Genomic DNA, 26,758 nt, shown 5'->3' on the forward strand with positions numbered 1-26,758 from the left:
TTCAGTCTCCTGCCGCCCGGCCTTTGAGGGCGATGATCCCTCGTGGGCGAAATTGAATGAAGACGATGATAAAGACGATCATATAGGTCTGCGCCGCCAGGGTGTTCGACGGGTTCAGCCACTCGACGCCCTTTTGGAAAAAGCCAATCATGGTGGCCCCTGCCAGGGTGCCCCAGATATTGCCAACCCCACCGACAACCACGGTCATGAAGCTCTGGACGATGTAGTCAGAGCCAAGCTCTGAGGTGACCTTGGCAAACAGCCCGATGGCAACGCCGGCAATCCCCGCGATGCCAGACCCCAGACCAAAGGTCAGCATATTCACCCGCTCCGGGTTGATCCCCATGGACCCGGCCATGGCCCGGTTCTGCGTCACCGCACGGGTTTCCAGCCCCAGCCGGGTGCGGCGCATGATGTACAGGAACACGCCCAGAAAGATCAGCGCCAGCATGAAGATCGCGATGCGAATATAGCTGATCGAGACCACATCGTTGATGATCCAGGCGCCATCCAGCCAGCCCGGCGCGGTCAGCGGACGCGCCTGGGTGCCAAAGATGTTCTTGGCCAGCTGTTGCAGCGCAATCGAGATGCCAAAGGTGGCCAGCAGGGTCTCAAGCGGGCGGTTATACAGCCAGCGAATGACCAGCCGCTCCATCGCCACTCCGGCGGCAAAGGTCACCGCAAAGGCCAGCGGCACCGCCACCAGGATCGACACCGTGTGGTTGGGGATCACCTGCTGCACCACATAGCCGGTATAGGCCCCCATCATGATGAATTCGCCATGCGCCATATTGATCACCCCCATCACCCCAAAGGTGATGGCCAGGCCAATGGCGGCGAGGAAATAGATCGAGGCCAGCGACAGCGCATCCAGGGTCAGATCTACCGCCTGACCAACGGCCACCTGGGTGGCAATGGATGTGAGCGCCGCCTGCGCAGCACGGGTCATGACCGCCGAGGGTTCATCGTAGATTTCGGCAAACACATGCGCGTTCAGGCTCTGGGTAATTTGCTCAGCGCTGACCCGCGCCCGGGCCTGTCCGGCCTCGACCAGCGCAGCATAAGCGCGTGTACGGGCGTCTTCCTTGTTTAGCTGCGCCAGCGGAACACCTCCGACCCGGCCACCTTCGATATGGGCAGCCAACGTCGTGCGGATCTCATCGCTGGAGAGCCGCACCGGGGCCAGTTTGGCCGCAACCAGGAGGTCATAGGCCGCATCCGGCGACAGCGCGCCCGCCCCCGGCGCCACCCTGCGCGCGACGTTCAAACCCGCCGGGATCTCGCCTGCAAAGGCCCGCAGCTGGGTCGAAACCAGCGGGTTGAGCGTCGCCCGGACGTCCAGCCCCAGATCCCCGGAGAGGGATTGAATAGTGGCAACGCGGCGGGCCTCATCCGTGCCATGGGCGATGGTCAGCAGCTGCTCGATGCGCATCTTTCGCACCTTCAGCACCGGATCTGTCTCGCCCGGGATCGAGGCGCGCAGCGGCGCCAGCAGCGCACCAGCGGGGGCGCGTTCAATCGCCAGCAGCGCCTCCTCGCGGCGGGCAGGGTCCGGGTCGGATAGCTGAAACTGCACCAGCGCGGTGGCGATCAACGCCCGAATGCCGCTGTTGGGTTTGATCTGCTTCAGGTCCGATTTGGCCAGATCACCAACCGCCTGCCCGGTATCAAAATCAAACAGGCGATAGGTTTGGCCTTCCAGCTTTTCGCCGCGAAAGAACATCCCGTCAGATATGCGCATCCACAGGGCCTTGACCTGCCAGGCCTCCAGCACGGCCTGGGCCTGGGGCAAGCCGCTCTCGGCCAGGGCGGCGATGGCCGGGGCAATTGTCTTGCGTGAGCTTTTCTGGATCAGCGCGCTTTGCTCTTGCAGGATGCTTTGCACCGGGGCTGGTTCAGGCACCTGTTGAGCAAGGGCAGCAAGGCTGGACAGAAGGACCATAAGGCCCGCCAAAAGGGTAGTTCTCATGATGCTGGTGCCTTCAATGTCCCGCAGAGACACGGCCCTGCGGGACTGTTACGATCAGTAATTGGAGTTCAGCTGAACGCAGGATTTGGTTTCGGTGTTGTACATGCCGCAGCCAATGTCTTTCCAATCGGACATCAAGACCGCACTTTCGGGCAGGAAGTCAGTCCAGGCGTCGCCGGGGACTTCGGTGGTCTGGCTGATGATGTCAAACTGGCCGTCTTCCTGAATTTCGCCAATCAGCACCGGCTTGGCCAGGTGGTGGTTGGGCAGCATCACGGCGGTGCCGCCGGTCAGGTTGGGGAACTCCTGGCCATACATGGCGCTGCGCACCGCATCCACATCAGCCGTTTTTGCCGCTTCCACCGCGTTCACCCACATGTTGAAGCCGATGTAATGGGCCTCCATCGGGTCGTTGGTGACGCGCTCATCGCCCATGGTGGTTTTCCAGGCGTCAATAAAGGCGGTGTTGACCTCGCTTTCAGCCGACTGGAAGTAGTTCCAGGCCGCCAGGTGGCCCACCAGGTTGGAGGTATCCAGACCCGACAGCTCTTCTTCGCCCACCGAGAAGGCAACCACGGGGATGTCATCGGCCGAAATGCCCGCTGCGGCCAGCTCTTTGTAGAAACCGATGTTGGCATCGCCATTGATGGTGGAAATCACCCCAACCTTTTTGCCATCTGCCGCCAGCGCAACAACATCTGCCACGATCTTGGACCAGTCAGAGTGACCAAAGGGGGTGTAGTTCACAAAGATATCTTCGCCCGCGATGCCCTTGGACTGCAGGTAGCTTTCCAGGATGTTGTTGGTGGTGCGGGGATAGACATAATCGGTGCCGAGCAGCGCGAATTTTTCAACGCCCAGCTCTTCGAGAAAGTAATCTGTCGCCGGGATTGCCTGCTGGTTGGGGGCCGCACCGGTGTAGAACACGTTCTTGGAGCTTTCTTCGCCCTCATATTGCACCGGGTAGAACAGCAGGCCGTTCAGCTCTTCGATCACCGGCAGCACCGATTTGCGGCTGACGCTGGTCCAGTTGCCAAAGATCACATCGACATCATGTACGGTCAGCAATTCACGCGCCTTTTCGGCAAACAGCGGCCAGTCAGAGGCCGGATCGACAACAACCGCTTCCAGCTCACAGCCCAGAACACCACCGGCGGCGTTCTGCTGGTCGATCAGCATCAACATGGTGTCTTTCAGCGTGGTCTCGGAAATCGCCATGGTCCCGGATAGCGAATGCAGGACGCCAACCTTGATGGAACAGTCATCGGCGAATGCCGGTGCGCTCAGGGCGGCGACAGCAGCAGTGGCTGCCAATGTGGTTTTTAGATCAATCATGTATATCTCCCGGCGGAGGGGGTCGGGGGTGCTTGCGTCAATGCGCATCTTTCCGTACCCAGTCCCCGCAACCTTTGTTGCACCCGTGTGGCGGCCGTTCAGAGCTGCAATTCGTCTGGTCGTCACACACCCAATCCAGAGCATCCACTCGCCTCGGGCCTCTATAGTGCTTCTGCATTGCGGCATTTGAAGCAACGCACAGGGCAGAGAAACCCGATGCCATGCTCAGAATTGATCAAAACTTGCGCATCCATCCCACCCAAGACCCAAAAAATAGGCAGTTGGATTTTCCCGGCCTGTTTTTTGCAGGTTTTTGTAGAGCCTCAGGCCGGAACTGCCGAAAAAAGTGGCACCTGAATTGCAACCCACCACTTTGCCCATGAGGAGACCGGCATCACCCTGACTGCCGACATATCGCAGCAAACTGCCCAGCCGGTTCACCTGGGCCAGCCCCGCGCACGCGGGACGGTCAGCCTGTCTGCGAAACTGACGGCACGGGGCACGGCGCTGCAGGGGCTGCGCCAGTCCGGCTCGTTCAGGTGCCTGTTTCCGCGCCCCAAGACCACAACGCTAGAGGCGGTGCTGATCAACACAGCCGGCGGCATCACTGGCGGCGACGATATGCGTATCAACGCCGCGGTCGGTGCCAATGCCGCCCTGACCCTCACCACACAGACGGCCGAGCGCGCCTATCGCGCCCAGCCCGGTGAAGTCGGGCGGTTGCAGACCAAACTGACTGTTGCCGCAGGTGGCCATGTAAACTGGCTGCCGCAGGAAACCATTCTGTTCCAAGGCTGCGCCCTGTCGCGTCGGCTTGATGTGGATCTCGCCCCGGATGCCACCGCCCTGCTGGTGGAGCCGCTGGTCTTTGGCCGCCTGGCCATGGGCGAAGTGGTGACGCAGGGGCGCTTTCATGACCGCATTATGCTGCGCCGCAATGGCACCGAGCTCTACCGCGATGCCATGCGCTTTGACGGTGACATGCAGGCGCAACTGGACCGCCCGCATGTGGCGGCAGGGGCGCGCGCGCTGGTCTCCGTGATCTATGTGGCCCCGGATGCCGGCGGCCAGTTGGCCCCGCTGCGCGCCATGCTGCCCGTACAGGCCGGTGCTTCGGTGATTGGAGATGATCTGTTGCTGCTGCGCATTCTTGCCGCTGACGCCCATGATCTGCGCCTGAGCCTGATCCCTGTTTTGAACCGCCTGACACAGGGCACCCTTCCCCGATGCTGGATGATCTGACATGAACCTAACCCCCCGAGAAAAAGACAAACTGCTGATCGCCATGGCCGCCGAAGTGGCCCGCCGCCGTCTGGCGCGCGGCGTCAAGCTGAACCATCCCGAGGCCATCGCCCTGATCACCGATGCCGTGGTGGAGGGCGCCCGCGATGGCCGTTCCGTCGCTGACATGATGGAGGCCGGCGCCGAGGTCATCAGCCGCGACCAGTGCATGGAGGGCATCGCCGAGATGATCCATGACGTCCAGGTCGAAGCCACCTTTCCCGACGGCACCAAGCTGGTGACCGTGCATAACCCCATTCGCTAATGTCCTATCTGGAGACGCCCAAGATGAAACGACTGCTCGCTCTCGCCCCTGCCCTTACCCTCACCGCTGGTCCTGCGCTGGCCCATTTGGATCCAACCGAGCATGGCTCCTTTGTTGCGGGGGTGAGCCACCCGGTGTTTGGCGCAGACCATATCCTTGCCATGGTCGCCGTTGGGCTGTGGGCGGTGACCATGGCTGGCCGGTCTAATGATCGTCGCGCCTTGGCAGCGCTGCCGGTTGCCTTTGTCGGGGCGATGGCGGCGGGCTTCCTGCTGGCGATGGCGGGTGTTGGCCTGCCATTCGTGGAGCCGATGATTCTGGCCTCGGTGCTGGTTCTGGGCGGGCTTTGCGCCCTGGCGCTGCACCTGCCGTTGATGACTGCCGCCGGTCTGACCGCACTGTTCGGCCTGTTCCATGGCCATGCGCACGGCGCGGAACTCGGGAGCGCTGAGGCACTGCCTTATCTGGCAGGCTTTGCGCTTGCGACTACGCTGTTGCATGCGGCGGGTGTTTTGGGCGGCCTCGGTATCGCGCAGCGCGCTCCCTTCGTCACCCGTGCGCTGGGTGGGCTGGTCGCGCTTGCCGGCTCCGCGCTGATAATCGCTAGCTAAGGAGGAAAAAGCCATGATCCCCGGAGAAATCATCCCTGCCGCAGGCGAATTGGTGCTGAACGAGGGCGCCGAGGCGGTGACGCTGATGGTCGCCAATACCGGCGACCGCCCGGTGCAGGTCGGCAGCCACTATCATTTCGCCGAGACCAACCCGGCGCTGGACTTCGACCGCACCGCCGCACATGGCTGCCGCCTGGATATCGCGGCCGGCACCGCCGTGCGGTTTGAGCCCGGCCAGCGCCGCGAAGTGCAGCTGATCCCGATCAACGGCGCGCGCAAGGTTTATGGCTTTAATGGGCAGGTGATGGGGGATCTCTAGACGGATCCGCTGAGGATCGCGCCCGCCCTGGGGGGCGGGTCGGGCGCGATCCGGGGCTGCGGCCCCGAAAGAAGGCTCCCGTAATTGACACATGCCATCGGAGACAGCTGATGCCCGCAAAAATTTCCCGCGCCGATTATGCCGCCATGTATGGCCCCACCACCGGCGACAAGCTGCGGCTGGCCGATACCGATCTGATCATCGAGGTGGAGCGTGACCTCACCGGTCCCTATGGCGAAGAGGTCAAATTCGGCGGCGGCAAGGTGATCCGCGACGGCATGGGGCAATCGCAGGCCACCCGCGCCGCTGGCGCCGTGGACACGGTGGTCACCAATGCGCTGATTGTCGATCACTCTGGCATCTATAAGGCCGATGTGGGTCTGCGGAACGGGCGCATTACCAAGATCGGCAAGGCAGGCAACCCTGATACCCAGCCCGGCGTTGATGTCATTGTTGGCCCCGGCACCGAGGTGATCGCCGGCGAGGGGCGCATCCTGACCGCAGGGGGATTTGACAGCCATATCCATTTCATCTGCCCGCAGCAGATCGAAGACGCGCTGCATTCCGGCCTGACCACCATGCTGGGCGGAGGCACCGGGCCAGCCCATGGGACTTTGGCCACCACCTGCACCCCCGGTGCCTGGCACATTGGCCGCATGTTGCAGGCGGCGGATGCGTTTCCGATGAACCTGGCCTTTGCCGGCAAGGGCAACGCATCACTGCCTGCCGCCCTGGAAGAGCAGGTTCTGGGCGGCGCCTGCGCTTTGAAACTGCATGAAGATTGGGGCTCAACCCCGGCCGCCATCGACTGCTGCCTGTCGGTGGCAGACGCCATGGATGTGCAGGTGATGATCCATACAGACACCCTGAATGAAAGCGGCTTTGTCGAACATACCCTGGGCGCCATCAAGGGCCGCACCATCCATGCCTTCCACACCGAGGGCGCCGGCGGTGGCCACGCGCCGGACATCATCAAGATCTGCGGCGAGGAGCATGTGCTGCCCTCTTCGACCAACCCGACGCGGCCCTTCACCGTGAACACGCTGGAAGAACATCTGGATATGCTGATGGTCTGCCACCACCTGGACAAATCCATTCCCGAAGACGTCGCCTTTGCCGAAAGCCGCATCCGCCGCGAAACCATCGCCGCCGAGGACATCCTGCACGACATGGGCGCATTCAGCATCATCGCCAGCGACAGCCAGGCCATGGGCCGGGTGGGCGAAGTGCTGATCCGCACCTGGCAAACCGCCGACAAGATGAAGAAACAGCGCGGACGGCTGGCCGAGGAAACCGGCAACAACGACAATTACCGGGTGCGGCGCTATATTGCCAAATATACCATCAACCCGGCGATTGCCCATGGGATATCCCATGAAATCGGCAGCATCACCGAAGGCAAGCGCGCTGATCTGGTGCTGTGGGATCCGGCGTTTTTTGGCGTCAAACCGGAAATGGTGCTGCTGGGGGGCTCTATCGTGATGGCACAGATGGGTGACCCCAACGCGTCAATCCCGACGCCACAGCCAGTCTATTCCCGCCCCATGTTCGGTGCCTTTGGCCGGGCGGTGGAAAACTCTGCCGTCACCTTTGTGTCTGAGGCGGCGCAGGCCGCTGGCATCGGCGCGAGGCTAGGATTGGCCAAACAGACCCTGGCGGTGCAAAATACCCGCAACATCGGCAAGAAAGATCTGCGCCTGAACACCGCCACCCCGGCGATGGAGGTGAATCCCGAAACCTATGAGGTGCGCGCCGATGGAGAGCTGCTCACCTGTCAGCCCGCCGAGGTTCTGCCCATGGCGCAACGCTATTTCCTGTTCTGAGGAGACCCGCATGGAACTGCCAACTGCCCGCGAAATTCTGCACAGTCATCACAGCGACGATGAGGTCACGCTGACCTATGACGCCCGCTTCCTGCGCCGCAAGGTGCTGACCACCACCAGCGGTGCCCAGTTCCTGGTGGATCTGGCGCAGACCACCTCAGTCTCGGGGGGCGATGCCTTCAAATTGTCGGATGGGCGGCTGGTCGCGGTGGTCCCCGCCAGCGAGGCCCTGCTAGAGGTCACCGGCGATCTGGTGCGGCTGGCCTGGCACATCGGCAACCGCCACACCCCCTGCCAGATCGAAGACACCCGCCTGCTGATCCAGCGCGACCATGTGCTGCGCGATATGTTGCAGAAACTTGGGGCCGACCTGCATGAGGTAGAAGCCCCCTTTTGCCCCGAAGGCGGTGCCTATGGGCACGGACGCACCCATGGCCACAGCCACTAATGCCCAGATCCTGCTGCTGAGCCAATGGCTCAGCCCCGCCTATCCGGTTGGGGCCTTTGCCTATAGCCATGGGCTGGAAGCGGCAGTGGATCAAGGCTGGGTCCGCGATGGCAGAGATCTGCAAGACTGGCTTGAGGACCTGCTGGAACATGGTGCCGGGCGCGCGGATGCGCTGTTGCTGGCCGCCGCCTGGCACGCCGAAACGCGCGAGACCCTGATTGAAACAGACACCACCGCCTGCGCCTTTGCCGCCAGCAAAGAGCGCCTGTTTGAAACCTGCCAGCAGGGTGGCAGTTTTTCCAGGGTAACCCAGGCGATCTGGGGGGGCGAGCTGACCAACCTGCCTGGCCCGACCAACCCGACTGGGCTGACCTATCCGGTTGCGCTGGGGGCGGCGGCCGCCGCCGAGGCCCTGCCACTGGACTTGACCCTGTCGATGTATCTGCAGGCCTTTGTGTCCAATCTGATCGCCGCTGGCCAGCGGCTGTTGCCGGTTGGCCAGACAGCAGGTCAAGAGATCTTGCACAGGCTCGCTCTGCGTCTGCCCGAAATCGCGGCACAGAGCGCGGATGGTGATCTGACGCGACTGTCGGCCACCGCCTTTCTTGGCGATATTGCCGCAATGAAACATGAAACCCAACGTTCAAGGATTTTTCGCACATGATGAGCCCCAATGGCCCCCTTCGTATTGGCATCGGTGGACCGGTTGGTGCCGGCAAGACCACGCTGACCGCCGCCCTGGCCGAAACCCTGCGCGGGCGTCATTCGATAGGGGTCATCACCAATGACATCTACACCCAGGAAGACGCCGAAGCACTGGTGCGCATGCAGGTACTGCCCTCGGATCGGATCATCGGGGTTGAAACGGGTGGCTGCCCCCACACGGCCATCCGCGAAGATGCCTCGATCAATCTGGCGGCCGTGGCGGAAATGGTCAGCCGCCACCCCGAGGTTGAAATCGTGCTGATCGAAAGCGGCGGCGACAATCTGTCTGCCACCTTCAGCCCCGAGCTGGCAGACCTGACAATCTATGTGATTGACGTGGCCGCCGGCGAGGAAATCCCCCGCAAGGGCGGGCCGGCCGTGACCCGGTCAGATATTCTGGTCATCAACAAAACAGACCTGGCGCCCCATGTCGGGGCCAGCCTGGATGTCATGGCGCGCGATGCCGCCCGGATGCGGCCGGACCTGCCCAGCTATTTCACCAATCTCAAGGCCCGGACCGGGGTTGATCAGATCTGGAACCGGATCCGTGAAATCGGTGGCCTGCCCAGCACAGATTAGCGCCCACCCTATTGTTGACAAAACTGGTAGGGATAAATATGGGTCCTTCACATTGAATTCCAGCAAGGTTTCAGAGAGCTCCCTCCTCTCTTTGCCCAGCCATATCTTTAAGCCCTGTTCAGGTCTCTGCCTGCGACAGTGCAGTGGAGCAATATGGTGGCGAAGAGTCTGGTTTTACGTGTCTCTCCCTCTTGGGGACAGCTAATATCCGTATGGTGCAGGCCCTGGTTCCGGTCCCATACGGGCCGACTGGCCGGGCCACTGCTGGTGACGGCACAGGTAGCGCTGGTCCTGCTGCTCTTGCTGTCAGGCAGGGCCGCTGCAGAGACAGCTGCTTTCCCGGTTACAATCGATCACCAATATGGCAGCAGCCTGATCCCGGCCAAGCCGCGCCGCATCGTCTCTCTGAGCTATATCGGTCATGACTTTCTGCTAGCGCTGGGAGAGCCACCCTATGCGCTACGCAAGTGGTTCGGCGCCTATCCCTATGGGGTTTGGCCCTGGGCGCAAGCGGCCCTGGGCACGGCAAAACCCATCGTCATGCAGGGCGAAATCGACATCGAATCCATCGCCGCCATGGCCCCCGATCTGATCGTCGGCCAATGGTCCGGCATGACGCAGGCCGAATACCGACTGCTGTCACGCATAGCCCCCACCATCCCGGCGCAGGACAAGTACGGCGCCTATGGCACCCCCTGGCAAGAGATGCTGCGTGTTCTTGGGCGGGCCACCGGTAAACACCAGCTGGCGCAGCAGATCATTGCCGATCTGGAAAGCCGCTTTGACACGCTGCGCGCCAGCCATCCCACCTGGCAGGGCGCTAGCGCCGTCATGGTCTGGGGCGGGCAAACAGGGGCCTATACCGCCCGTGACATTCGCGGGCAATTCATCGAAGCCCTCGGCTTCAAGGTGCCAGAGGTCATCAACACCAGCGCCGCGCTAAACAGCTATTACGCCCTGATCCCGGCAGAAGACCTGTCACCGATTGATGTGGATGCACTGATCTGGCTGGACGCAGGCGGTTCTGTCAGCCGGTTGCAGCGCATGCCGCTGCGCCCGACCCTGCAGGCCTATGCCGAAGGGCGCGAAATTTACGCCGACCTGCTGCTTTCGGCAGCGCTGTCCCATTCAAGCCCGCTCAGCCTCGGCTATGCGCTTGATCGGCTGGTGCCGCTGATCGAGGCGGCGATGGACGGCGATCCTGCCACGCCGGTGCCCAGCATGGCCGCCGCTGATCTCTTGCCAAAGGCGCGCTAACATGACCCTGATCACAACCACCACCTCGCGGCCACAGCGCAGGCGCATCCCGGACCGGCATCTCTGGCTGCTGCTGGCGCTGGTGGGCCTGGCGCTCCTGTCTGGCCTGTCGTTGCGGCTGGGGCTGCGCCCGATTGGCTGGAGCGAAATCTGGGACTCTTTTGTGGCCTATTCGCCAGAGAACGCGGATCACATCGTCATTCAGAAAATGCGGCTGCCACGGCTGCTGGCGGCCTGGCTGGCTGGGGCGGCACTGGCGACCTCGGGGGTGCTGATCCAGGGGTTGACCCGCAATCCGCTGGCCGATCCCGGCTTGCTGGGCATCAACGTCGGCGCGGCTCTGGGCGTGATCCTGTGTATCTTTCTGTTGGGCATCTCTGACCCTGCCGCATTTGTCTGGGTAGCCATGGCGGGCGGGCTGCTGAGCACCATTCTGGTCTTTCTGCTTGGCGGTGGGCAACGCGGGTCCAACCTGCGCCTGATCCTGGCCGGGGCGGCACTTGGCGCGCTGTTCCTCGCCTTGGGGCGCAGCCTGCTGCTGGTCAGCCAGCGCAGTCTGGATGTCTATCGGTTCTGGGTTCTGGGCGGGCTGGACGGTATCGAGATGCAGAGCATTTTTGCCCTGCTCCCCATCTTTGGCCTTGGCGCGGCGTTGGCGCTGGTCAGCGCCTTTCATCTGAACGCGATGATCCTGGGCGAAGACACCGCCCGCGGGCTGGGGCTGCGCACCGGCGGCACCCGAACCCTGACGGTGGCGGCTATCCTGTGTCTCTGTGCCGCCACGGTTTCCATGGCCGGGCCGATTGCCTTTGTCGGCCTTGTGGTGCCGCATATGGCGCGGCGCTTTGCTGGCGCGGATATGCGCTGGTGCACCCTGTTTTCCGCCCTGCTGGGGGCTGGTCTTGTGATGCTTGCGGATCTTGTCGGACGCCTGCCTTTCTTTGGCGGCAATATGCAGGCTGGCGTCATGGTAGCCCTGATTGGCGGCCCCGCCTTTGTCTGGTTGTTGCGCCGCAACGAGAGGGGCCTGCGATGACCCACTGGACCCTGCGCCTGCCCTTTGTATCGCTCCGCCTGTCTGCGCGGGGCAGTGCGATTGCGCTTGCACTGGCACTGATGATCGCAGCCGGAGCGCTGCTGGCGCTGCGCCTTGGCAGCTATCCGCTGGCACCGGGAACCTGGGGGGCAATCCTGGGCGGCGCTGGCAGCGATATCGAACAGATGATCCTGCTGGATCACCGCCTGCCCCGCATTCTGACCGCGCTTGGCGCCGGAGCCTGTTTTGGCCTGTCCGGCGCCATGTTCCAGACCATGTTGCGCAACCCGCTGGCCTCGCCGGATGTGATTGGTTTCAACGCTGGTGCCAGCTGTGGTGCCCTGGTGGCGATCATTGCCGCAGGCAGCGCAGCAACCGGGGGCACGATATTGCTGGGGGCGCTGCTGGGGGCCTTTTGCACCGCAGTACTGGTGACCGGGCTGGCCTGGCGCAACGGGCTGCAGGCTGAGCGGCTGGTGCTGATCGGGCTGGGCGTGGGCTTTGCCCTTGCCGCCCTGTCCGACCTGTTGCTGAGCCGCACGGATGCGCGCACCGCCGCCGATATGACCAAATGGCTGATCGGCACCCTGAACGCCCGCGACTGGCAGGATGTCACCCTGGTCTGGGCCGGGCTTGCGCTGCTGTCACCGATGCTTGTCTGGCTGCATTTCCCGCTGGCGCGCCTGGGGCTGCCAGAGGATCTGGCCGGCGGGCTGGGGCTGCGGCTGTCACAACTGCGACTGACTATCACCGCCCTGGGCATTGTCCTGGCGACCCTGGCAGTCTGCAGCGCCGGGCCGCTGCCCTTTGTGGCCTTTGCCGCCGGCCCGATTGCCCGCGCCCTGCTACGCAATGGCCAGCCTGCCCTGCTGGGCGCGGCTGCGATTGGCGCCCTGCTGGTGCTGGCCGCAGATACGGCTGCCCGCATGATCGTGACCCTTCACCTGCCCGCCGGCGTCTTCACCGCCTTGATTGGCGGCCCGGTGATGATCTGGCTGCTTGTCACCCAGCTTCGCAAAGGAAAACTCTGAATGACCCAGCCTGCCAGCCTGTCCGCCGACCAACCGACCCGCCAGGATGCGCCCCAGGATGCACGCCTGCGCGCCCGGACGCTGTCGGTCGCCTATGCACAGGCCTCCATCCTCAGCGATCTGACGCTCGACATTCCCGATGGGGAAATCACCGTGATTGTCGGGCCAAATGCCTGTGGAAAATCCACCCTGCTGCGCTCTCTGGCGCGGCTGCAGCGGCTCTCGGGCGGGCAGGTTCTGCTGGATGGCAAGAGTATTCACCACCAGCGCAGCCGGGGAGTGGCGCAGCGGCTGGCGATCTTGCCACAATCCCCCACCGCGCCTGAAGGCCTGACGGTGCATGATCTGGTCAGCCGTGGCCGCACCCCGCATCAATCCGCCCTGCAGCAGTGGTCGCGCCAGGACGCCCGCGCCGTAGAGCAGGCGCTTGAACGCACCGGCATGGCCCCCCTTGCCCAACGCAGCCTGGAAGCCCTGTCTGGTGGCCAACGCCAGCGCGCCTGGATTGCCATGGCCTTGGCACAAGAGACCGATATCCTGCTGCTGGACGAGCCAACGACCTATCTGGATCTGCCACATCAGATCGAACTGCTGACCCTGGTGCAATCGCTGAACCAGGACAGCGGGCAGACCGTGGCGATGGTGCTGCATGACATCAATCTGGCGGCCCGCTTTGCCAGCCACATGATCGCCCTGCGCTCCGGAGAGGTCTTTGCCAAGGGCCGACCAGAGCAGGTGGTAACCCGCGAAAACATGGCCGAGGTCTTTGGCCTGAAATGCCAGATCATTTCCGACCCGGTGCACGCCACCCCCCATGTCATTCCAGAATAGGACCGCAGCATGTCGATATCCACAGCTTTCCCCCTAGAGGCCAGAGCCGAGCTCTGTGATGTTGGTTTTTCCCAGCTGCGTGCGGTCATGCTGCAGCAGGCACAGGCGCATGAACTTAAGATCCTGGAGGACAGCGACAGCGCGGTCAGCATCGAGGTCACCGCCTTTGGCCAGTACCGCTTGGCGGCGCGCGGCAGTGGCACTGTCGTGACCATTACTGCCGCCCTGCCGGATCGATTGTTCATGCTGAAGGATGGGTTCTGCGATACGTTGGCACAGCTGCTGCCAGAAGCCGCTGAAAGCCTTCGCTGGACACAGAGCGCCAGCCCCTCGCAGACAGAGGTGTCGGCGCCCCGCCAGCCGGGGCAACCGCCGCAGCCCCAACTGCCGCCAAACCTGCATTTCACTACTGTCCAATCCATCACCCCCATCGGCACAGCCTTCCTGAGGGTGCAGGTGAAAGCCGATGACCTCAGCAGCTTTCAGGACGATGCGATACACTTCCGGCTGGTCCTGCCACCGGAAGGTTGCAGCGCGCCAGAATGGCCAAGCGTTTCCGCCAGTGGTGCGACCCTCTGGCCAAAGGGGGACAAGGCGCTGCATCGCCCGGTCTATACCACCCGCTGGATCGACCGGGCAGCCGGGCTGATGGCGTTTGACATCTTTTTGCACGCGGGCGGGCGCGCCACCAATTGGGTGCGCGCTGCAGCGGTTGGCGATCAACTGGCCATCGCAGGCCCCGGCGGCGGCGGGTTGGTGCAGAGCAACAAAATTGTACTGTTTGCCGATGAAACCGCTTTTCCTGCAGCGGCGCGCATTCTGGAAAACCTTTCTGCAGACAGCCAGGGGCAAATCACCCTTGTGGCCGAGCAGGGCGCGGCCTGCGGCTATCCGATCGCGGCCCCCAAAGGGGTAGAGGTGACCTGGCTGACCCGGTCCGAAGCCGGGGACATTGCCGAACGCGCCCTGACGGCCCGCACCGCCCTGCCCGACCACTTCTTCTGGTTTGCCGGTGAAAAAAGCACCGTCACCCCGGTACGTACCGCCATCAAGGCGAGCGACCCAGCCCCCGGAACCACCTATATCGCCGCCTACTGGAGCCAGCCATGACCCGCTATATTCCCCTGCCCTGCATCTGCCTAGTTGCACTGGGCACCCTGGCCACTGCGCAAGACTCCCAGCAGCCTGCCCCCGCAGCCACCAGTCCGACCCCCGTCATGACAGCGCCCAGTGTCGACAGCACCGGCGCGGGCCTGGCACCACCGGCCCCAACAGCTGCGGCTGACGCCCCGGTCGCATCGGTCGCCGTGCCACCAGGTTCCACGGCCGTCTCAGAAGCACCGCCCGCCAGCCCGACCACCGCACCACCTGTCCCGCAGGGCGCCCCCCTGCCGGGTGCGACAGCTGCAAACGCCCCCGACACCTCCCCCTTGGGCCAGGATCAGGCATTTGTGCAACTGGCCAAGGCAAGCTCTGACAAAGCGCTGAAATTCCTGCGTGATGGCGGCCCCTCCATCTGGGCGATTGCGGCGCTCTCGGTGATTACCCTTGCCCTGATCCTGTGGAAGATCTGGCGCTTGGTGCTCATTGGGGCCTGGTCCAGGGGCAAGGCAAGACAGGCCCTTGCCGCCTATGAGGCAGGCCAGCCCGACGCGGCACTGGCCATCGTCAAGGGCCGCATGGGCATTCGTTCCAAAGTGGTCAGCGCCGGATTGATCGCCCTGCAGCAACGCCCCGAAGCACGCGCCCGAGAAGAGGTCGCGCGGGTGGCCAAAAAGCATCTGGCCCAGGCGGCCACCGGGCTTGGCGCGTTGGAACTGATTGCCACCATCGCGCCGCTGCTTGGTCTGCTGGGAACGGTTCTGGGCATGATCGCCGCCTTTCAGGCCCTGCAGCAGGCCGGGTCCAAGGCCGATCCGGCGCTGCTGGCCGGCGGGATCTGGGAGGCGCTTTTGACCACGGCTGCCGGCATGGCGGTGGCGATCCCCGCCTCGGCTGCGCTGACCTGGTTTGAGGCTGTACTGACCCGCATCCGCCAGGACATTGAAGACAGCGCCACCCGCCTGTTCATCGCCCAAAACCCGCCAGAGCTGAAGACCGCGGCAGAGTGAGCAGATGCAGTTCAGCGATCCCCCAAGGCGCCGACGCAAGCCAAGCCTGACACCGATGATCGACGTGGTCTTTTTGCTGCTGGTCTTCTTCATGCTGGCCTCGCGCTTTGGCACAGAAGCCGTACTGGAGCTGCCTTTGGCGGGCAGAGGCGGTACCTATAGTGGTCCGCCTCGGCTGGTGGGTATCGGCGCCAACAACCTGGATCTCAACGGTGTGCCCATTGCGGAAACCCATCTGGGCGAAGCCCTGGCGCCCTTGATGGCCAAACCCGAAGATCTGGTGATCCTGCGCGGTCGCGATGCTGCCGATGTGCAGCGCATCATTGATATCACGACCCTGCTGCGCGCCGCCGGCTACAGCAATGTCGTCTTGGTAGAGTAAGGACGCAGATGGATTTTTCATCGCCCCCCCGTCGGCCACGCGCAGAATCCATCGTACCGATGATCAATGTGGTGTTTCTGCTGCTGATCTTTTTTCTGATGACATCGCGCCTGGCGCAGCCCGACCCGTTTGAGATCGTGCCCCCCAGTGCTGCGCTGGAAGCCGAAGCGGAGGCTGATCCGGTGCTGTATATCGACGCTGCGGGGCGCATGCATTTTGACGGCAGCGAAGGAGAGGCCGCGCTGGTGCGCCTGTCGCAGATTGGCGGCAAGGCCCCGGTTGTGTTGCTGCGCGCCGATGCCAAACTAGAGGCCAAGGCGCTGGCGGGCATTCTGCGCCAACTGGCCGCCGCCGGGCTTGGCCGGGCTGAACTGGTGGTGACGCCCCAATGAAACGCAGCGCCGAAGTCACCGTCTTTGCCGGGCTTGCCGCCCTGATCCATGTCAGCCTCTTTGCCACGGCACCGCAGTCGGGCGTCCAGTCCAGCGGTGCTGGTGGCGAGGCCATGGTCTCTCTCACTGCTGCAAATGCCACGGTTGCCGAGATGGTGGAAGCCTGGGAACGCCCGCCACGGCCTCCGGCGACCAGTGCAGATCTCGTCACCCCCGATACGCCACCAGAGGCGCCGGAAATGCCCGAATTTCAACTGGCAGAGGCGCCGCAGGTAGCGGTGCAGATGGCCCTGCCCCAACCTGGCAGCGCCACCGAGATACAGGTTGATCTGTCAACACCCCCGCCGCCACCCGAGCCGGAACTGGCCCCCCCGCCTGAACCTGAACACAGGCCGAAGCCCAGGCCAAAACCAGCGCCCACGCCGCCGCCCAAACAGACCGAGGCCACGATTTCGGATCAGACGGTGGAATATCGCGCTGCCCAGCGCGCAGCCGGGGCTGGTGGCGGGGCGCAGTCCGGGGTTTCTGGTAGCAGTGAAACAGCAACACTATCCGCCGGGCGGCAGGCAAAGCTGAGGGCCGTTTGGGGGGCCAAGATCCGCTCTCGTATTGAACGGCGCAAGCGCTACCCCTCGGATGGGCGTGGCGATGGCCGGGTAGTTGTTCAGATCACCGTTGCGGCCAGCGGCGCGCTGGTCAATGTGCGCGTCGTCAAATCCTCAGGCTCTGCCGCGTTTGACCGGGCGGCGCTGAAAGCGGTCAGCCGGGCGGGCAAGTTTCCCAAGATGCCAAAGCAACTGGGCGGTGGTCACGCCAAGTTTTCCCTGCCGATAAGCTTTAGCAAATAGCCCCCCGCTTGGGGATTGTGAGAGACGGATCCTATGCTTCGGCGCTGCGCAGATCTGGGCGCGCTACTCTAAACAGATACCTTCCCAGGCAACAAAAAGCCCTGCGCCCATCAATCATGGGCACAGGGATAAGTCGTTATAAGGTTTGCGGGGTTGCGGAGGCAGGCTTCGATATCCGCCTCCGCAGGACATCTGCTTGTTTGATCAGAACTTGGAGGTCAGGGTCAGGGCCAGATTGCGCCCTTCGCCAAAATAGCAGGCCCCCGACTGGCAGGTGGAGACATAGCGCTCATCCGTGAGGTTACGGACATTCAACGCCACCAGCCAGTTGTCCCGCCCATAAGAAACGGCGGCATCATACAGCGTATAGGACGGGGTCAGATAGGTGTTGGATCCCCCCCAGGCGGCCCCATTATAGCGCGCACCTGCGCCCAGGCTCCAACCTGCCAAGGCCCCATCAACGGGTGCATAGCTCAGCCAGAGCGAGGCAGCGTTCTGAGGCACCTGCGCGATATGATCACCATCGGCGTCTTCGGTATCGAGATAGGTATAGGCCAGGTTCACGGACAGATCGCCAAAGCGGTGGAAGGCTTCAAATTCAAAGCCCGTTGCCTTGGCCTCTCCGGTCTGCACCTGGAAGTTAGGATTGGCGGCATCCGCAACTGTCATGTTGGATTTGGTCAGATCAAAAACCGCAGCCGTCAGCAGGGTATCGGTGCCAACAGGTTGATATTTAAGGCCCAGTTCGACCTGTTCGCCACGGGTTGGTTCAAAGGGTTTGCCGTTGACATCCGCGCCGATAGCATCCTGGCGGAAGCTTTCCGCATAGCTGAGATAGGGCGCCAGACCATTGTCAAAGCGGTACAGAACCGCCGCGTTTCCGGTCCAGGCGCTGTCTGTGGCGGCCACAGTTGTCGCCCCAAAACTGCCATTGCTGGTTCCGGTTTCGATATCGCCATACCGCAGCCCCAGATCCACAAACAGACGGTCCTGGAACACCGCACGCTGCTGCACATAAAGGCCCCATTCGGTGATGGTATTGCCTGCCGTGTCGGTCACGGTGATCGGGTTGTAGCCAGTGTAGGACGGGTTGAAGGGATCAATCGGCCCAACCTGCGCGCCGTACGCCGTATCGCTATCATAATAGCCTTGGGTATAGCTGGCGCCGATGATAGTGCGCATCTCGACCCCGCCCAGCGCGTATTCAGCGGTGGCATAGCTGTCCAGCCCCCAGGTTTTCAGCTCATTCTCGGCCCGGTAAAAGGTGCGGTTGATGGTGCCATCGGGATTGTAGCGGCCAGTTCCAGTGTTATCATAGGCCCACCAGGCGTGCTGATACAGCGCTTCACCTTCCAGGTAGCGCGCGCTGGCGTTCATGCTCCATGTTGCGTTGAAGCGGTGCTTGAACATCGCGGTCAAAGAACGCTGCTCAGAATTGTACAGATCAAAACCCGGTTCGCCAACAAAGGTGTCGCTGTCCAGGAAGGTGCCATTGCCAAAGCCGGTGGCAGGCAACAGCGAGCCGTAGAGAGAGGCAAACTGGATCAGCGGGCTGCCATCGTTTTTCTGGTAGTTGGCCAGCACGGTCAGTTCGGTATCATCAGTGGGACGCCAGGTGATGGAGGGCGCAAGCGCCAGGGCATCATCGGTTGAAAAATCCACCGGACCATCCGCGTCGCGCAGCAAACCGACAAAGCGATAGCGCAGCGTGCCGTCGGCGTTCAGATCACCGCTGACATCAACCCCCAGTTGGGCGCGGCTGTTCGATCCGGCCTGCAGCTGGATCATGTTGTCGCTATCCTGTGCGGCGGTTTTAGAGGTGGTATTGACCACCCCACCCACCGAGCCGCTGCCATAAAGCCCCGAGGCCGGACCTTTCAGCACTTCAACACTGTTCAGCAAGAATGGTTCGGGGCTGGTGTCATTGTAATTGCCATAGCGCGACGGCAGCCCGTCATGCAGCGTGCTGGGCCTAAAGCCGCGCAGCAGGGACCAATTGGCGCGGGCATCCTGACCCCACTGCCCACCCAGAACGCCGGCCGAATACTGCAGCGCCTGTTCGACGTTTTGCGCACCACGTTCAGCGATCTGCTGGGCGGTGATGACCGCAACAGAGCGCGGCGTTTCGACAATCGCATCACCTGTCTTGGAGGTGGTGCCAGTGTCCAGCGCGACACTCTCGCCAAAATAGGCATCGGCGCTACCGCCGGAAACAAGGATTTCTTCGAGGGCAACAACCTGGGAAATGGCCGGCGTCGCCGCCATCAAAGCCCAGAGTGATACAGTGGTTCGGTGCAAAAACATGTCAGGTTTCCGCCTCTTCTTGCGGTTTCGATTTTGCCTGACATTTCGCTGGGTATCTGCGCGCTACCTTCAGACGCCGACCGGGTCAAGGCAAGCGCGCGCAAGGCGTTGCTATGTTGCCGTTTCGCACCTATACCGCGCCCCCGGCGACGGCCTGTTCTGCCCTCGGGGGCGCAGGGGGCCGATCAGGAAATCTGGCGATCCTGATCCTGCCAGTAGGGTTTGCGCAGGTCGGTCTTGAGCACCTTGTTCGCCCCCGACAGCGGGAAAGGTTCTTGCCGAAATTCAACGCTGCGCGGACATTTGTAGCCGGCAATCAGCCCATGACAATGGGCCTGCAGTTCCTCGGCGGTGACACCTGCGCCGGGGTGCAGGATGACGATGGCATGCACGCTTTCACCCCATTGGTCGCTGGGGATGCCGATGACCGCGCTGGTGGCCACATCCGGGTGCTGGCTCAGGGCGTTTTCCACCTCGGCGGAATAGACATTTTCACCGCCCGATACGATCATGTCCTTCACCCGGTCCATCAAGAAGACAAAGCCGTCTGCATCCATGTAGCCGGCATCGCCCGTCATCACCCAGCCATCCACGATGGTCTTTGCCGTCACCTCTGGCTGGTTCCAATAGCCGAGCATGGTAACCGGCCCCTTGACCGCGATCTGCCCGACCTCGCCACTGGGCAGAGGCTGATGCGCGTCATCAACGATGCGGATTTCACAGACCCGTGTCGCCCGCCCAGCGGATCGCAGCTTGCCAGCCTTTGGCCCGTCAAAGACGTGGTAATCCGTGGGTAGGATCGTCGCCACCGGGCTCAGCTCTGTCTGGCCAAAAGCCTGCAGGAAGGCCACATTCGGGAATTTTTCAAAGGCCTCTTTCAGCACCCCCTCGGTGATGGGGGATGCCCCATAGGCGATCTGACGCAGTGAGGAAATATCGGTCTGCGCCAGCTTGTCGCTTTGCAGGATCATCTGCAACATGACCGGCACCAGCAGGGTCTGGTCGGGGCGGTGTTTTTCGATCGCCTCCAGGGTGGCATCTGGGGTGAAGGCGGGGATCACCACATGCGTGCCGCCCATAAAGGTCAGCGCAGAGAACCAGATCAGATCGGCGATATGGAACATTGGTGCCGCATGCAGATAGATGGTGCCATCGGTCATGTTGATGTCATGGGCGTTGGACACGCCGCCCACATAGAAATTGGTATGCGACAGCATTACCCCCTTGGGAAAGCCGGTTGTGCCACCGGTATAAAACACCCCTGCCAGATCATCGCCACCGCGCCCGGCATCGGCAACAGGATCGGCTGCCGCGATCAGATCTTCATAGTTTGCCATGCCCGCAGGCGTTGCCGCATCGCCGCAATAGATCAGGGTTTTCAAGCCAGCCACCTGCGGCTTTATCTCTTCGGCCAGTGTCTTGAAGGCCTCGTCACAGATCAGAATTTCGGCCCCGGCATCCTTTAGCGCATAGGCACATTCAGCGGCGCTCCAGCGGATGTTCATCGGCATCATGGCGCCGCCGCCCCAGACCACAGCGAAATAATACTCGATAAATCTGTCAGAGTTCAGCGAAATCAGCGCCACCCGGTCCCCCGGCTGCATCCCCTGGGCTTGCAAGGCCCCGGCCAGACGCTGCACCCGCTCCAACATCTCGCTCCAGCTTTGCTGACGCGCGCCACATATCGTGGCAATCCCGTTTGGATTGATCTGCGCGGCGCGCCGGAGGATGGAGGAGATCTGCATGATGCGAACTTTCGGTTAGTGATGCAATATTCGCGACAGATTGGGCGGAGGTCTCTGGCCCGTCAACGCCTTTGCGGGGCCCAAAAATGCGCCACAGCCAAAGTGACGGCACGTCCTTTGCACAAGCCCGCGCAACTGGCGCATGCTTGCCCCTGCGAACGACCACAACCCTGGGGAGGGATCAGGTGAAAACGATCACAGCCGAAAATGCCGCAATCGTCTCGGAGCTGCGCGTAGCGGTGGGGGATGAAGTTGCGGCGGGCACGGTGTTGCTCGTCACTGAATTGATGAAGATGCAGCAGGATATCTGTGCGCCCTGCAGCGGCGTGGTGACCCAGGTGCATGTCAGCGCAGGCGATGAACTGCGCGGCGCGGAACCTCTGATCAGCCTTGCCCCCGCCGAGGTCAGCGCCGCGCCACGGCCCAGCCCGGACAACAGCCCGCGCGCAGATTTCTCCGCCTTTGAGGCGCGTATCTCCCTACTGCGCGATGACAGCCGCCCCAAGGCCGTGGCCCGGCGGCATGCCAGCGGTGGCCGCACCGCACGCGAAAACATCACCGATCTGTTCGATCCCGGTTCGTTCACCGAATATGGTGCCCTGGCAGTGGCGGCGCAGCGCAGCACCCGCCCGCTGGATGATTTGCAGGCGCGGACCCAGGGCGATGGCATCATCTGCGGCACCGGTACCGTAGCGGGGCGCCCCGTTGCTGCAATGGCGGTTGACTACATGGTCATGGCCGGCACCCAGGGTTACAACCACCACCGCAAGATGGATCGTCTGATCGCGCTGGCCGGGCGGGACAATCTGCCCATCGTTCTGTTTGCCGAAGGCGGCGGCGGGCGGCCCAATGACCATGATGTGGCGCAGCTGGTAGTCGCCGGGTTGAACGTGCCCTCCTTTCGTCAATTTGCCGCCCATCGCGGCCCAAAAATCGGCATCGCTTCGGGCCTGTGCTTTGCCGGGAATGCCGCCCTATTTGGCGTTTGCGATCTGCGGATCGCCACCAGAAACAGCCAGATCGGCATGGGCGGCCCAGCCATGATCGAAGGCGGTGGCCTTGGCGTTTTCAAACCGCAAGAGATCGGCCCCTGCGACGTGCAGACGGCAAACGGCGTAATCGATCTGCTGACCGCCGATGAAGCCGAGGCCGTCGCCCAGGCCAAGACCCTGCTGTCCCTGCCAAACGTGACCAAAGCGCAGGTGGCAGATGCGCCGGTTGCGGCCCTGCGATCAGTGGTACCAGCAGACCGGACCCGCGCCTATGATATGCGCAACGCGCTTGGCGCGCTTCTTGATCCGGGCACCTTGCTGGAACTGCGTCGCGGATTTGGCACCGGGATGATCACCGGTTTTGGCCGCATCAATGGCCGCGCGGTTGGCATCCTGGCCAATAACCCACTGCATCTGGGCGGTGCCATCGACGCCCCTGCCGCCGACAAAGGCGCGCGGTTCCTGCAGCTCTGCGATAGTTGGGGGCTGCCGGTTGTGACGCTTTGCGACACCCCCGGTTTCATGGTCGGCCCAGAGATCGAGGCCACCGGCCAGGTGGCGCATGTGTCGCGCCTGTTTCTGGCCGGGGCGCATTTCTCGCAACCGCTGGTCACCTTGATTCTGCGCAAGGCCTATGGGCTGGGGGCAATGGCCATGGCAGGCGGCGGGTTTGACCGACCGCATTATTGCTGTGCCTGGCCCAGTGGCGAAGTGGGGGCCATGGGGCTAGAGGGCGCGGTAAAGCTGGGCCAGCGTGCCCAGCTAGAGGCTATCCAGGATCCGGTAGCCCGCGAGGCGGAATACCGGCGTCTGGTTGATGCGCTTTATGAAAACGGCGCGGCGCTGAACGCCGCCAGCCTGTTGGAATTCGACGCCGTGATCGACCCGGGCGAAAGCCGGGCCGAAATCAGCCGCGCCCTGGCCTGCGCCGGGCCCAGCACCCCCGCAGCCCGCTATGTCGATGCCTGGTGAACCGCGCTGCATCGCCACTGGGCCAGCCGTTAGGTGGTGGCGACAATCCAGTTCGGGCGAATGCCCGACTTGGCAATATAGGGGGCAACATCATGGCCGCGAAACAGCCCGTGGTCGGTGATCAGGATGGTGCCGATCCCCGCAGCTGCGCCGCCCAGAACATCGGTATGCAGGGTGTCCCCCACCATGGCGATCCGCCCGCGCGGCAGATCGCCCAACCGCGCCAGAGCCCTGTCAAAGGCATTGCCAAAAGGTTTGCCGAAAAAATCAGCCCGCCCGCCGGTGGCCTCGGTCACATCATGGGCAAACAGGCCCGGTTCAAGCGACAGACCATCCTCACGCGGGGCCACAAGATCAGGATTGGCCACCACCAGCGGCCGCGGGTTGTCGCGCAGCGCCTGTGTCAGCATCGCGGTATTATCCGCGCCCCAACCGGCGTTCGACAATAGTAGAATGCCACCTGCCCGGTGCAACAAATCAGGATCATCCGCCAGATGTTCAATCTGCACCCCCGCAGGGGCATCGCTGAAATCATCCTCTGGTGCGGCGGCAGCGCCCCAGACCTGCCCCGCAGGCAGTTGCGGCAGCCCGGCAAAGGCCACATCGCGGCTCGACACCACCTCATCAGCGGTGAAATCGAACCCAAGCCGATGATACTTGGCCAGAACCTCTGCGCGGGTGTAACTGGCCGCATTGGTCAGAACCAGCAGCCGTTTACCCAATGCGCGCAGCTGGGCCATGCGTTCAACTGCGCCATCAATCGCGGTTTCGCCCCGATTCAGCACGCCAAAAGCATCCAGCACATAGGCATCATAATCGGCAATGGTATCGCCTAAATCCTGCCCCTGCCGACTCTGGGCTGGGAAGCTGGCCTGCGGCAGCAATGCCCGCACGCTTTCATATCGGTCAAAAGCCCAGTTGGTGTTGGTCATCTTGTCCATGTCTTTCTGTCGCTGCGGGTCTTGGGGCTGGCGGCTCCATTTGCCCCGGTTCACCCGGATGCACAAGCCCAGCAAAATAAAAAGGCCCGGCAGTGCATGAGATGCAGCTGCCGGGCCTGGATCATGTCATATTGCCCCGGTTCACAGGATTTTCTTGCGCAGATAGGACGACACGACCTCGCCAAAGACCACCAGTGCCAGGATGGTCAAAAGCACCATAGAGACCTCGGGCCAGTTGAAGGTATCAATCGCCCCTTGCAGGATCATGCCGATGCCACCTGCACCGACCAGGCCAAGAACGGTAGATTCACGCAGGTTGATGTCCCAGCGCAGAATGGCCACCGCAAAGAAGGCAGGCATCACCTGGGGCACAATGGCATAAAGCACGATCTTGAACCGCGACGCGCCGCAGGCCTCCAGGGCTTCAACCGGCTTGTGGTCGATTTCCTCGATGGCTTCGCCCAACAGTTTGCCCAGGAACCCGATAGAGCGGAACATGATCGCCACGATACCCGCGACGATGCCGGGTCCAAAGATCGCCACGAATAGCAGCGCCCAGATGATGGTATTCACCGACCGGGACGACACCAGGATAAACCGGCCAATCCACAGGGCGACGCGGTTGGGCGTGGTGTTCTGCGCGGAAATATAGGCCACTGGCAGTGACACAACCACCGCGATCATGGTCGCAAGGGTGGCGATATTCACGGTCTGCCAGATCGCTTCCAGGATCGAGGGCAGATTGCTGGGGTCTGGCGGCATCATGCGGCCAAACAAATCGCCCATTTGCCGGGGGGAATCCCAGACCCATTCCCAGATGACATCAATGCTGCCCAGTGCCCAGCCAACCAACAGCAGGGTCAAGGCCAGACCGCCATAGCGCATCATGCGCTGGCGCAGGGTGAAACGGGACCAGTGATCCAGTGTGTTTTGCAAAGGTTGAGTGCTCATCATGCAATCCGCTTCCTGACAAATCCGCTCACCGCTTCAGAGATGAGGATTACACCAACGATGACCATGGTGATCGCCAGGGCAAAATCGTAGTCATAGCGCCCAAAGGCATTGGCCAGCGTGGCACCGATGCCGCCCGCGCCCACAATGCCCACAACAGCCGAAGCCCGCAGGTTGCTGTCCAGCTGATAGATCCCCAGGCCAACAAGGCGCGGCATGATCTGCGGCAGCACCGCATAGACCAGCGTCGCAATGAAGCCTGCCCCGGCAGAGCGCATCGCCTCCACCTGGCCAAAGTCGATCTCTTCGATCCGTTCGGCCAGCAGTTTGGCAACAAAACCAATGGAATAGACCACCAGCGTCAGCGCCCCGGCAAAGGGACCAAAGCCAACCGCCTTCACAAAGATGATCGCCACGATCACCGGGTGGAAACTGCGCGCCACGATGATGATGGCACGGCCCAGAAAATAGACCGGTTTGATGGCAATATTGCCCGCCGCCATAAAGGCCAGCGGCACCGACAGCGCAACGCCGCCCACCGTGGCAAGAATGGCGATTTTCAGGCTCTCAAGAAAGCCGTCGATCAGCAGGCCAGAGCGTTCAAAATTGGGCGGAAAGGCACCGTTGAAAATCCGCTGCGCGCGGGTCATGCCATCGGCGACCCGGTCCCAGTCGATCGGCAGCGTCGCCATGGTGGCGACAAAGTAGATCAGTACCGCGCCATACAGGCCATAGCGCAGTAGCGGATTGGCGATAAAGGGCGGCTTGCGCCAGATGTCTTTTGCTCCGCTCATGCCTCTGCTCCAGCCGCGGCCCCAACAGCGGCGCGATCCATCGCCGGAACCCCGGCATAGATTTCGTCCATTTCTGCCGTGGTCAGCTTTGCTGGCAGATCATCAAAGATGATCCGGCCATAGCGCATCCCGACGATGCGGTCGCTGTATTCCTTGGCCTCGGTCACGTTGTGGATGTTGATGATCACCGGCAGCTTCAGCTCGCTGGCCAGATCGCGCAGCAGCGACATGATCTGTTCAGATGTCTTGGGATCAAGCGAAGCCGTGGGTTCATCCGCCAGCAGAATTTCCGGCCGTTGCATCAAAGCGCGTACCACGCCAACCCGCTGACGTTCGCCGCCCGACAGCTCATCCGCGCGCTTGTTGGCGTAATGGGCAATGCCGACCCGCTCCATCAGCTCATAGGCGTGGCGGATGTCGTCGCGCGGATAGCGCCGGGTCAGCGCCGCCCAAGTCGAGATATAGCCCAGTCGGCCGGACTGGACATTTTCCATGACCGTGAGGCGATCAATCAGGTTAAAGCCCTGGAACACCATACCAATACGGCGGCGTGCGGCGCGCAGATCCCGGCGGTTCAAGGTGGTGAATTCGGTGCCGTTCAGATCAATGGATCCAGAGGTCGGTTCAACCAGCCGGTTGATACAACGCAACAGCGTGCTTTTGCCCGCCCCGGAAGAGCCAATGACAGAGGTCAGCTGGTCGCCCTCTACGGTCAGGTCCAGCTCTTTCAGAACGGGATCGCCGGATCCATAGCGTTTGGTCAATTTGGAGATTTTTAGCATGATGGTCTTTCGGACAAGAGCCAGCCGCCCCCGCAAGGGGGATCCAAGCGGCGC

Annotated in this window: 26 protein-coding genes; 18 read left to right on the top strand and 8 right to left on the bottom strand. The window is 62.5% G+C overall.

Annotation, left to right across the window (positions count from 1 at the left end; translation table 11 throughout):
• Position 1: 1 nt before the first annotated feature.
• On the bottom strand, positions 2 to 1,969 hold the full coding sequence (gene urtB, locus ACN0VH_RS05395) for an urea ABC transporter permease subunit UrtB (RefSeq protein ID WP_417699798.1): 1,968 nt from the start codon (positions 1,967 to 1,969) through the stop codon (positions 2 to 4).
• A gap of 54 nt (positions 1,970 to 2,023) precedes the next feature.
• On the bottom strand, positions 2,024 to 3,304 hold the full coding sequence (gene urtA / locus ACN0VH_RS05400; protein WP_417699799.1) for an urea ABC transporter substrate-binding protein: 1,281 nt from the start codon (positions 3,302 to 3,304) through the stop codon (positions 2,024 to 2,026).
• Between the two features lie 441 nt (positions 3,305 to 3,745).
• Between urtA and ACN0VH_RS05405 the strand changes: the two genes are divergently transcribed.
• From ACN0VH_RS05405 to ACN0VH_RS05485, 17 genes are all read left to right on the top strand, one after another.
• On the top strand, positions 3,746 to 4,546 hold the full coding sequence (locus ACN0VH_RS05405) for an urease accessory protein UreD (protein WP_490362982.1): 801 nt from the start codon (positions 3,746 to 3,748) through the stop codon (positions 4,544 to 4,546).
• 1 nt (position 4,547) lies between these two features.
• On the top strand, positions 4,548 to 4,850 hold the full coding sequence (locus ACN0VH_RS05410; RefSeq protein ID WP_278921113.1) for an urease subunit gamma: 303 nt from the start codon (positions 4,548 to 4,550) through the stop codon (positions 4,848 to 4,850).
• A 23-nt stretch (positions 4,851 to 4,873) separates the two neighbouring features.
• Positions 4,874 to 5,461, top strand: coding sequence for a HupE/UreJ family protein (locus ACN0VH_RS05415; RefSeq protein WP_417699802.1), 588 nt, complete (start codon positions 4,874 to 4,876; stop codon positions 5,459 to 5,461).
• Between the two features lie 13 nt (positions 5,462 to 5,474).
• Positions 5,475 to 5,780 carry an urease subunit beta gene (locus ACN0VH_RS05420; protein ID WP_417699804.1) on the top strand — a complete coding sequence of 102 codons (306 nt, stop codon included), beginning with the start codon at positions 5,475 to 5,477 and terminating at the stop codon, positions 5,778 to 5,780.
• A 110-nt stretch (positions 5,781 to 5,890) separates the two neighbouring features.
• Positions 5,891 to 7,603 carry an urease subunit alpha gene (ureC, locus tag ACN0VH_RS05425; protein ID WP_417699806.1) on the top strand — a complete coding sequence of 571 codons (1,713 nt, stop codon included), beginning with the start codon at positions 5,891 to 5,893 and terminating at the stop codon, positions 7,601 to 7,603.
• Positions 7,604 to 7,613: 10 nt separating this feature from the next.
• Positions 7,614 to 8,051 carry an urease accessory protein UreE gene (locus tag ACN0VH_RS05430; RefSeq protein ID WP_232400312.1) on the top strand — a complete coding sequence of 146 codons (438 nt, stop codon included), beginning with the start codon at positions 7,614 to 7,616 and terminating at the stop codon, positions 8,049 to 8,051.
• A complete protein-coding gene (locus tag ACN0VH_RS05435; protein WP_417699808.1) occupies positions 8,035 to 8,715 on the top strand; it encodes an urease accessory protein UreF in 681 nt (226 codons plus the stop codon). The genes ACN0VH_RS05430 and ACN0VH_RS05435 overlap by 17 nt, the downstream gene beginning before the upstream one ends.
• Positions 8,712 to 9,335, top strand: a complete 624-nt coding sequence (gene ureG / locus ACN0VH_RS05440) for an urease accessory protein UreG (protein WP_278921118.1) — start codon at positions 8,712 to 8,714, stop codon at positions 9,333 to 9,335. The genes ACN0VH_RS05435 and ureG overlap by 4 nt, the downstream gene beginning before the upstream one ends.
• Before the next feature lie 267 nt (positions 9,336 to 9,602).
• Entirely contained in the window at positions 9,603 to 10,592 is a 990-nt protein-coding gene (locus ACN0VH_RS05445) for an ABC transporter substrate-binding protein (RefSeq protein ID WP_313790313.1), read from the top strand.
• Position 10,593: 1 nt separating this feature from the next.
• A complete protein-coding gene (locus ACN0VH_RS05450; protein WP_417699811.1) occupies positions 10,594 to 11,628 on the top strand; it encodes a FecCD family ABC transporter permease in 1,035 nt (344 codons plus the stop codon).
• Entirely contained in the window at positions 11,625 to 12,659 is a 1,035-nt protein-coding gene (locus tag ACN0VH_RS05455) for a FecCD family ABC transporter permease (RefSeq protein ID WP_278921120.1), read from the top strand. Before ACN0VH_RS05450 ends, ACN0VH_RS05455 begins: the two co-directional genes overlap by 4 nt.
• A complete protein-coding gene (locus tag ACN0VH_RS05460; protein WP_417699813.1) occupies positions 12,660 to 13,490 on the top strand; it encodes an ABC transporter ATP-binding protein in 831 nt (276 codons plus the stop codon).
• Positions 13,491 to 13,499: 9 nt separating this feature from the next.
• Positions 13,500 to 14,600 (top strand): siderophore-interacting protein, encoded by a 1,101-nt coding sequence (locus ACN0VH_RS05465; RefSeq protein ID WP_417699815.1) that lies wholly within the window; start codon positions 13,500 to 13,502, stop codon positions 14,598 to 14,600.
• Positions 14,597 to 15,601: a MotA/TolQ/ExbB proton channel family protein gene (locus tag ACN0VH_RS05470; RefSeq protein ID WP_417699817.1), complete on the top strand. Its 1,005-nt coding sequence runs from the start codon at positions 14,597 to 14,599 to the stop codon at positions 15,599 to 15,601. Before ACN0VH_RS05465 ends, ACN0VH_RS05470 begins: the two co-directional genes overlap by 4 nt.
• Before the next feature lie 4 nt (positions 15,602 to 15,605).
• Complete coding sequence (locus ACN0VH_RS05475; protein ID WP_278921124.1) at positions 15,606 to 15,983, top strand: ExbD/TolR family protein; 378 nt, start codon at positions 15,606 to 15,608, stop codon at positions 15,981 to 15,983.
• An 8-nt stretch (positions 15,984 to 15,991) separates the two neighbouring features.
• Positions 15,992 to 16,375 carry an ExbD/TolR family protein gene (locus ACN0VH_RS05480; RefSeq protein WP_417699819.1) on the top strand — a complete coding sequence of 128 codons (384 nt, stop codon included), beginning with the start codon at positions 15,992 to 15,994 and terminating at the stop codon, positions 16,373 to 16,375.
• Complete coding sequence (locus tag ACN0VH_RS05485; RefSeq protein ID WP_417699821.1) at positions 16,372 to 17,223, top strand: energy transducer TonB; 852 nt, start codon at positions 16,372 to 16,374, stop codon at positions 17,221 to 17,223. The genes ACN0VH_RS05480 and ACN0VH_RS05485 overlap by 4 nt, the downstream gene beginning before the upstream one ends.
• A gap of 204 nt (positions 17,224 to 17,427) precedes the next feature.
• Here ACN0VH_RS05485 and ACN0VH_RS05490 read toward each other — a convergent pair whose 3' ends face one another.
• Both ACN0VH_RS05490 and ACN0VH_RS05495 read right to left on the bottom strand, forming a co-directional pair.
• Entirely contained in the window at positions 17,428 to 19,527 is a 2,100-nt protein-coding gene (locus ACN0VH_RS05490; protein ID WP_278921127.1) for a TonB-dependent siderophore receptor, read from the bottom strand.
• A 185-nt stretch (positions 19,528 to 19,712) separates the two neighbouring features.
• The gene (locus tag ACN0VH_RS05495) at positions 19,713 to 21,272 is read right to left on the bottom strand and encodes an acyl-CoA synthetase (protein ID WP_417699823.1); all 1,560 of its coding nucleotides are present in this window, start codon (positions 21,270 to 21,272) and stop codon (positions 19,713 to 19,715) included.
• Between the two features lie 185 nt (positions 21,273 to 21,457).
• Between ACN0VH_RS05495 and ACN0VH_RS05500 the strand changes: the two genes are divergently transcribed.
• Positions 21,458 to 23,236 (top strand): carboxyl transferase domain-containing protein, encoded by a 1,779-nt coding sequence (locus tag ACN0VH_RS05500; protein ID WP_417699825.1) that lies wholly within the window; start codon positions 21,458 to 21,460, stop codon positions 23,234 to 23,236.
• A 29-nt stretch (positions 23,237 to 23,265) separates the two neighbouring features.
• Here the strand turns inward: ACN0VH_RS05500 and ACN0VH_RS05505 are convergent, their stop codons facing one another.
• The 4 genes from ACN0VH_RS05505 to phnC all read right to left on the bottom strand — a co-directional run bounded on the left by ACN0VH_RS05505 (position 23,266) and on the right by phnC (position 26,704).
• The gene (locus ACN0VH_RS05505) at positions 23,266 to 24,168 is read right to left on the bottom strand and encodes an HAD-IIA family hydrolase (RefSeq protein WP_417700002.1); all 903 of its coding nucleotides are present in this window, start codon (positions 24,166 to 24,168) and stop codon (positions 23,266 to 23,268) included.
• 150 nt (positions 24,169 to 24,318) lie between these two features.
• On the bottom strand, positions 24,319 to 25,131 hold the full coding sequence (phnE, locus tag ACN0VH_RS05510; RefSeq protein ID WP_417699826.1) for a phosphonate ABC transporter, permease protein PhnE: 813 nt from the start codon (positions 25,129 to 25,131) through the stop codon (positions 24,319 to 24,321).
• Positions 25,128 to 25,922, bottom strand: a complete 795-nt coding sequence (phnE, locus tag ACN0VH_RS05515) for a phosphonate ABC transporter, permease protein PhnE (RefSeq protein ID WP_417699827.1) — start codon at positions 25,920 to 25,922, stop codon at positions 25,128 to 25,130. Before phnE (ACN0VH_RS05515) ends, phnE (ACN0VH_RS05510) begins: the two co-directional genes overlap by 4 nt.
• Complete coding sequence (phnC, locus tag ACN0VH_RS05520; RefSeq protein WP_278921131.1) at positions 25,919 to 26,704, bottom strand: phosphonate ABC transporter ATP-binding protein; 786 nt, start codon at positions 26,702 to 26,704, stop codon at positions 25,919 to 25,921. The genes phnE (ACN0VH_RS05515) and phnC overlap by 4 nt, the downstream gene beginning before the upstream one ends.
• Between the last annotated feature and the right edge of the window lie 54 nt (positions 26,705 to 26,758).

Origin of the sequence: Pseudophaeobacter sp. (assembly GCF_048267565.1) — a bacterium.
In the GTDB taxonomy this organism is placed as follows: Bacteria; Pseudomonadota; Alphaproteobacteria; order Rhodobacterales; family Rhodobacteraceae; genus Pseudophaeobacter; species Pseudophaeobacter profundi.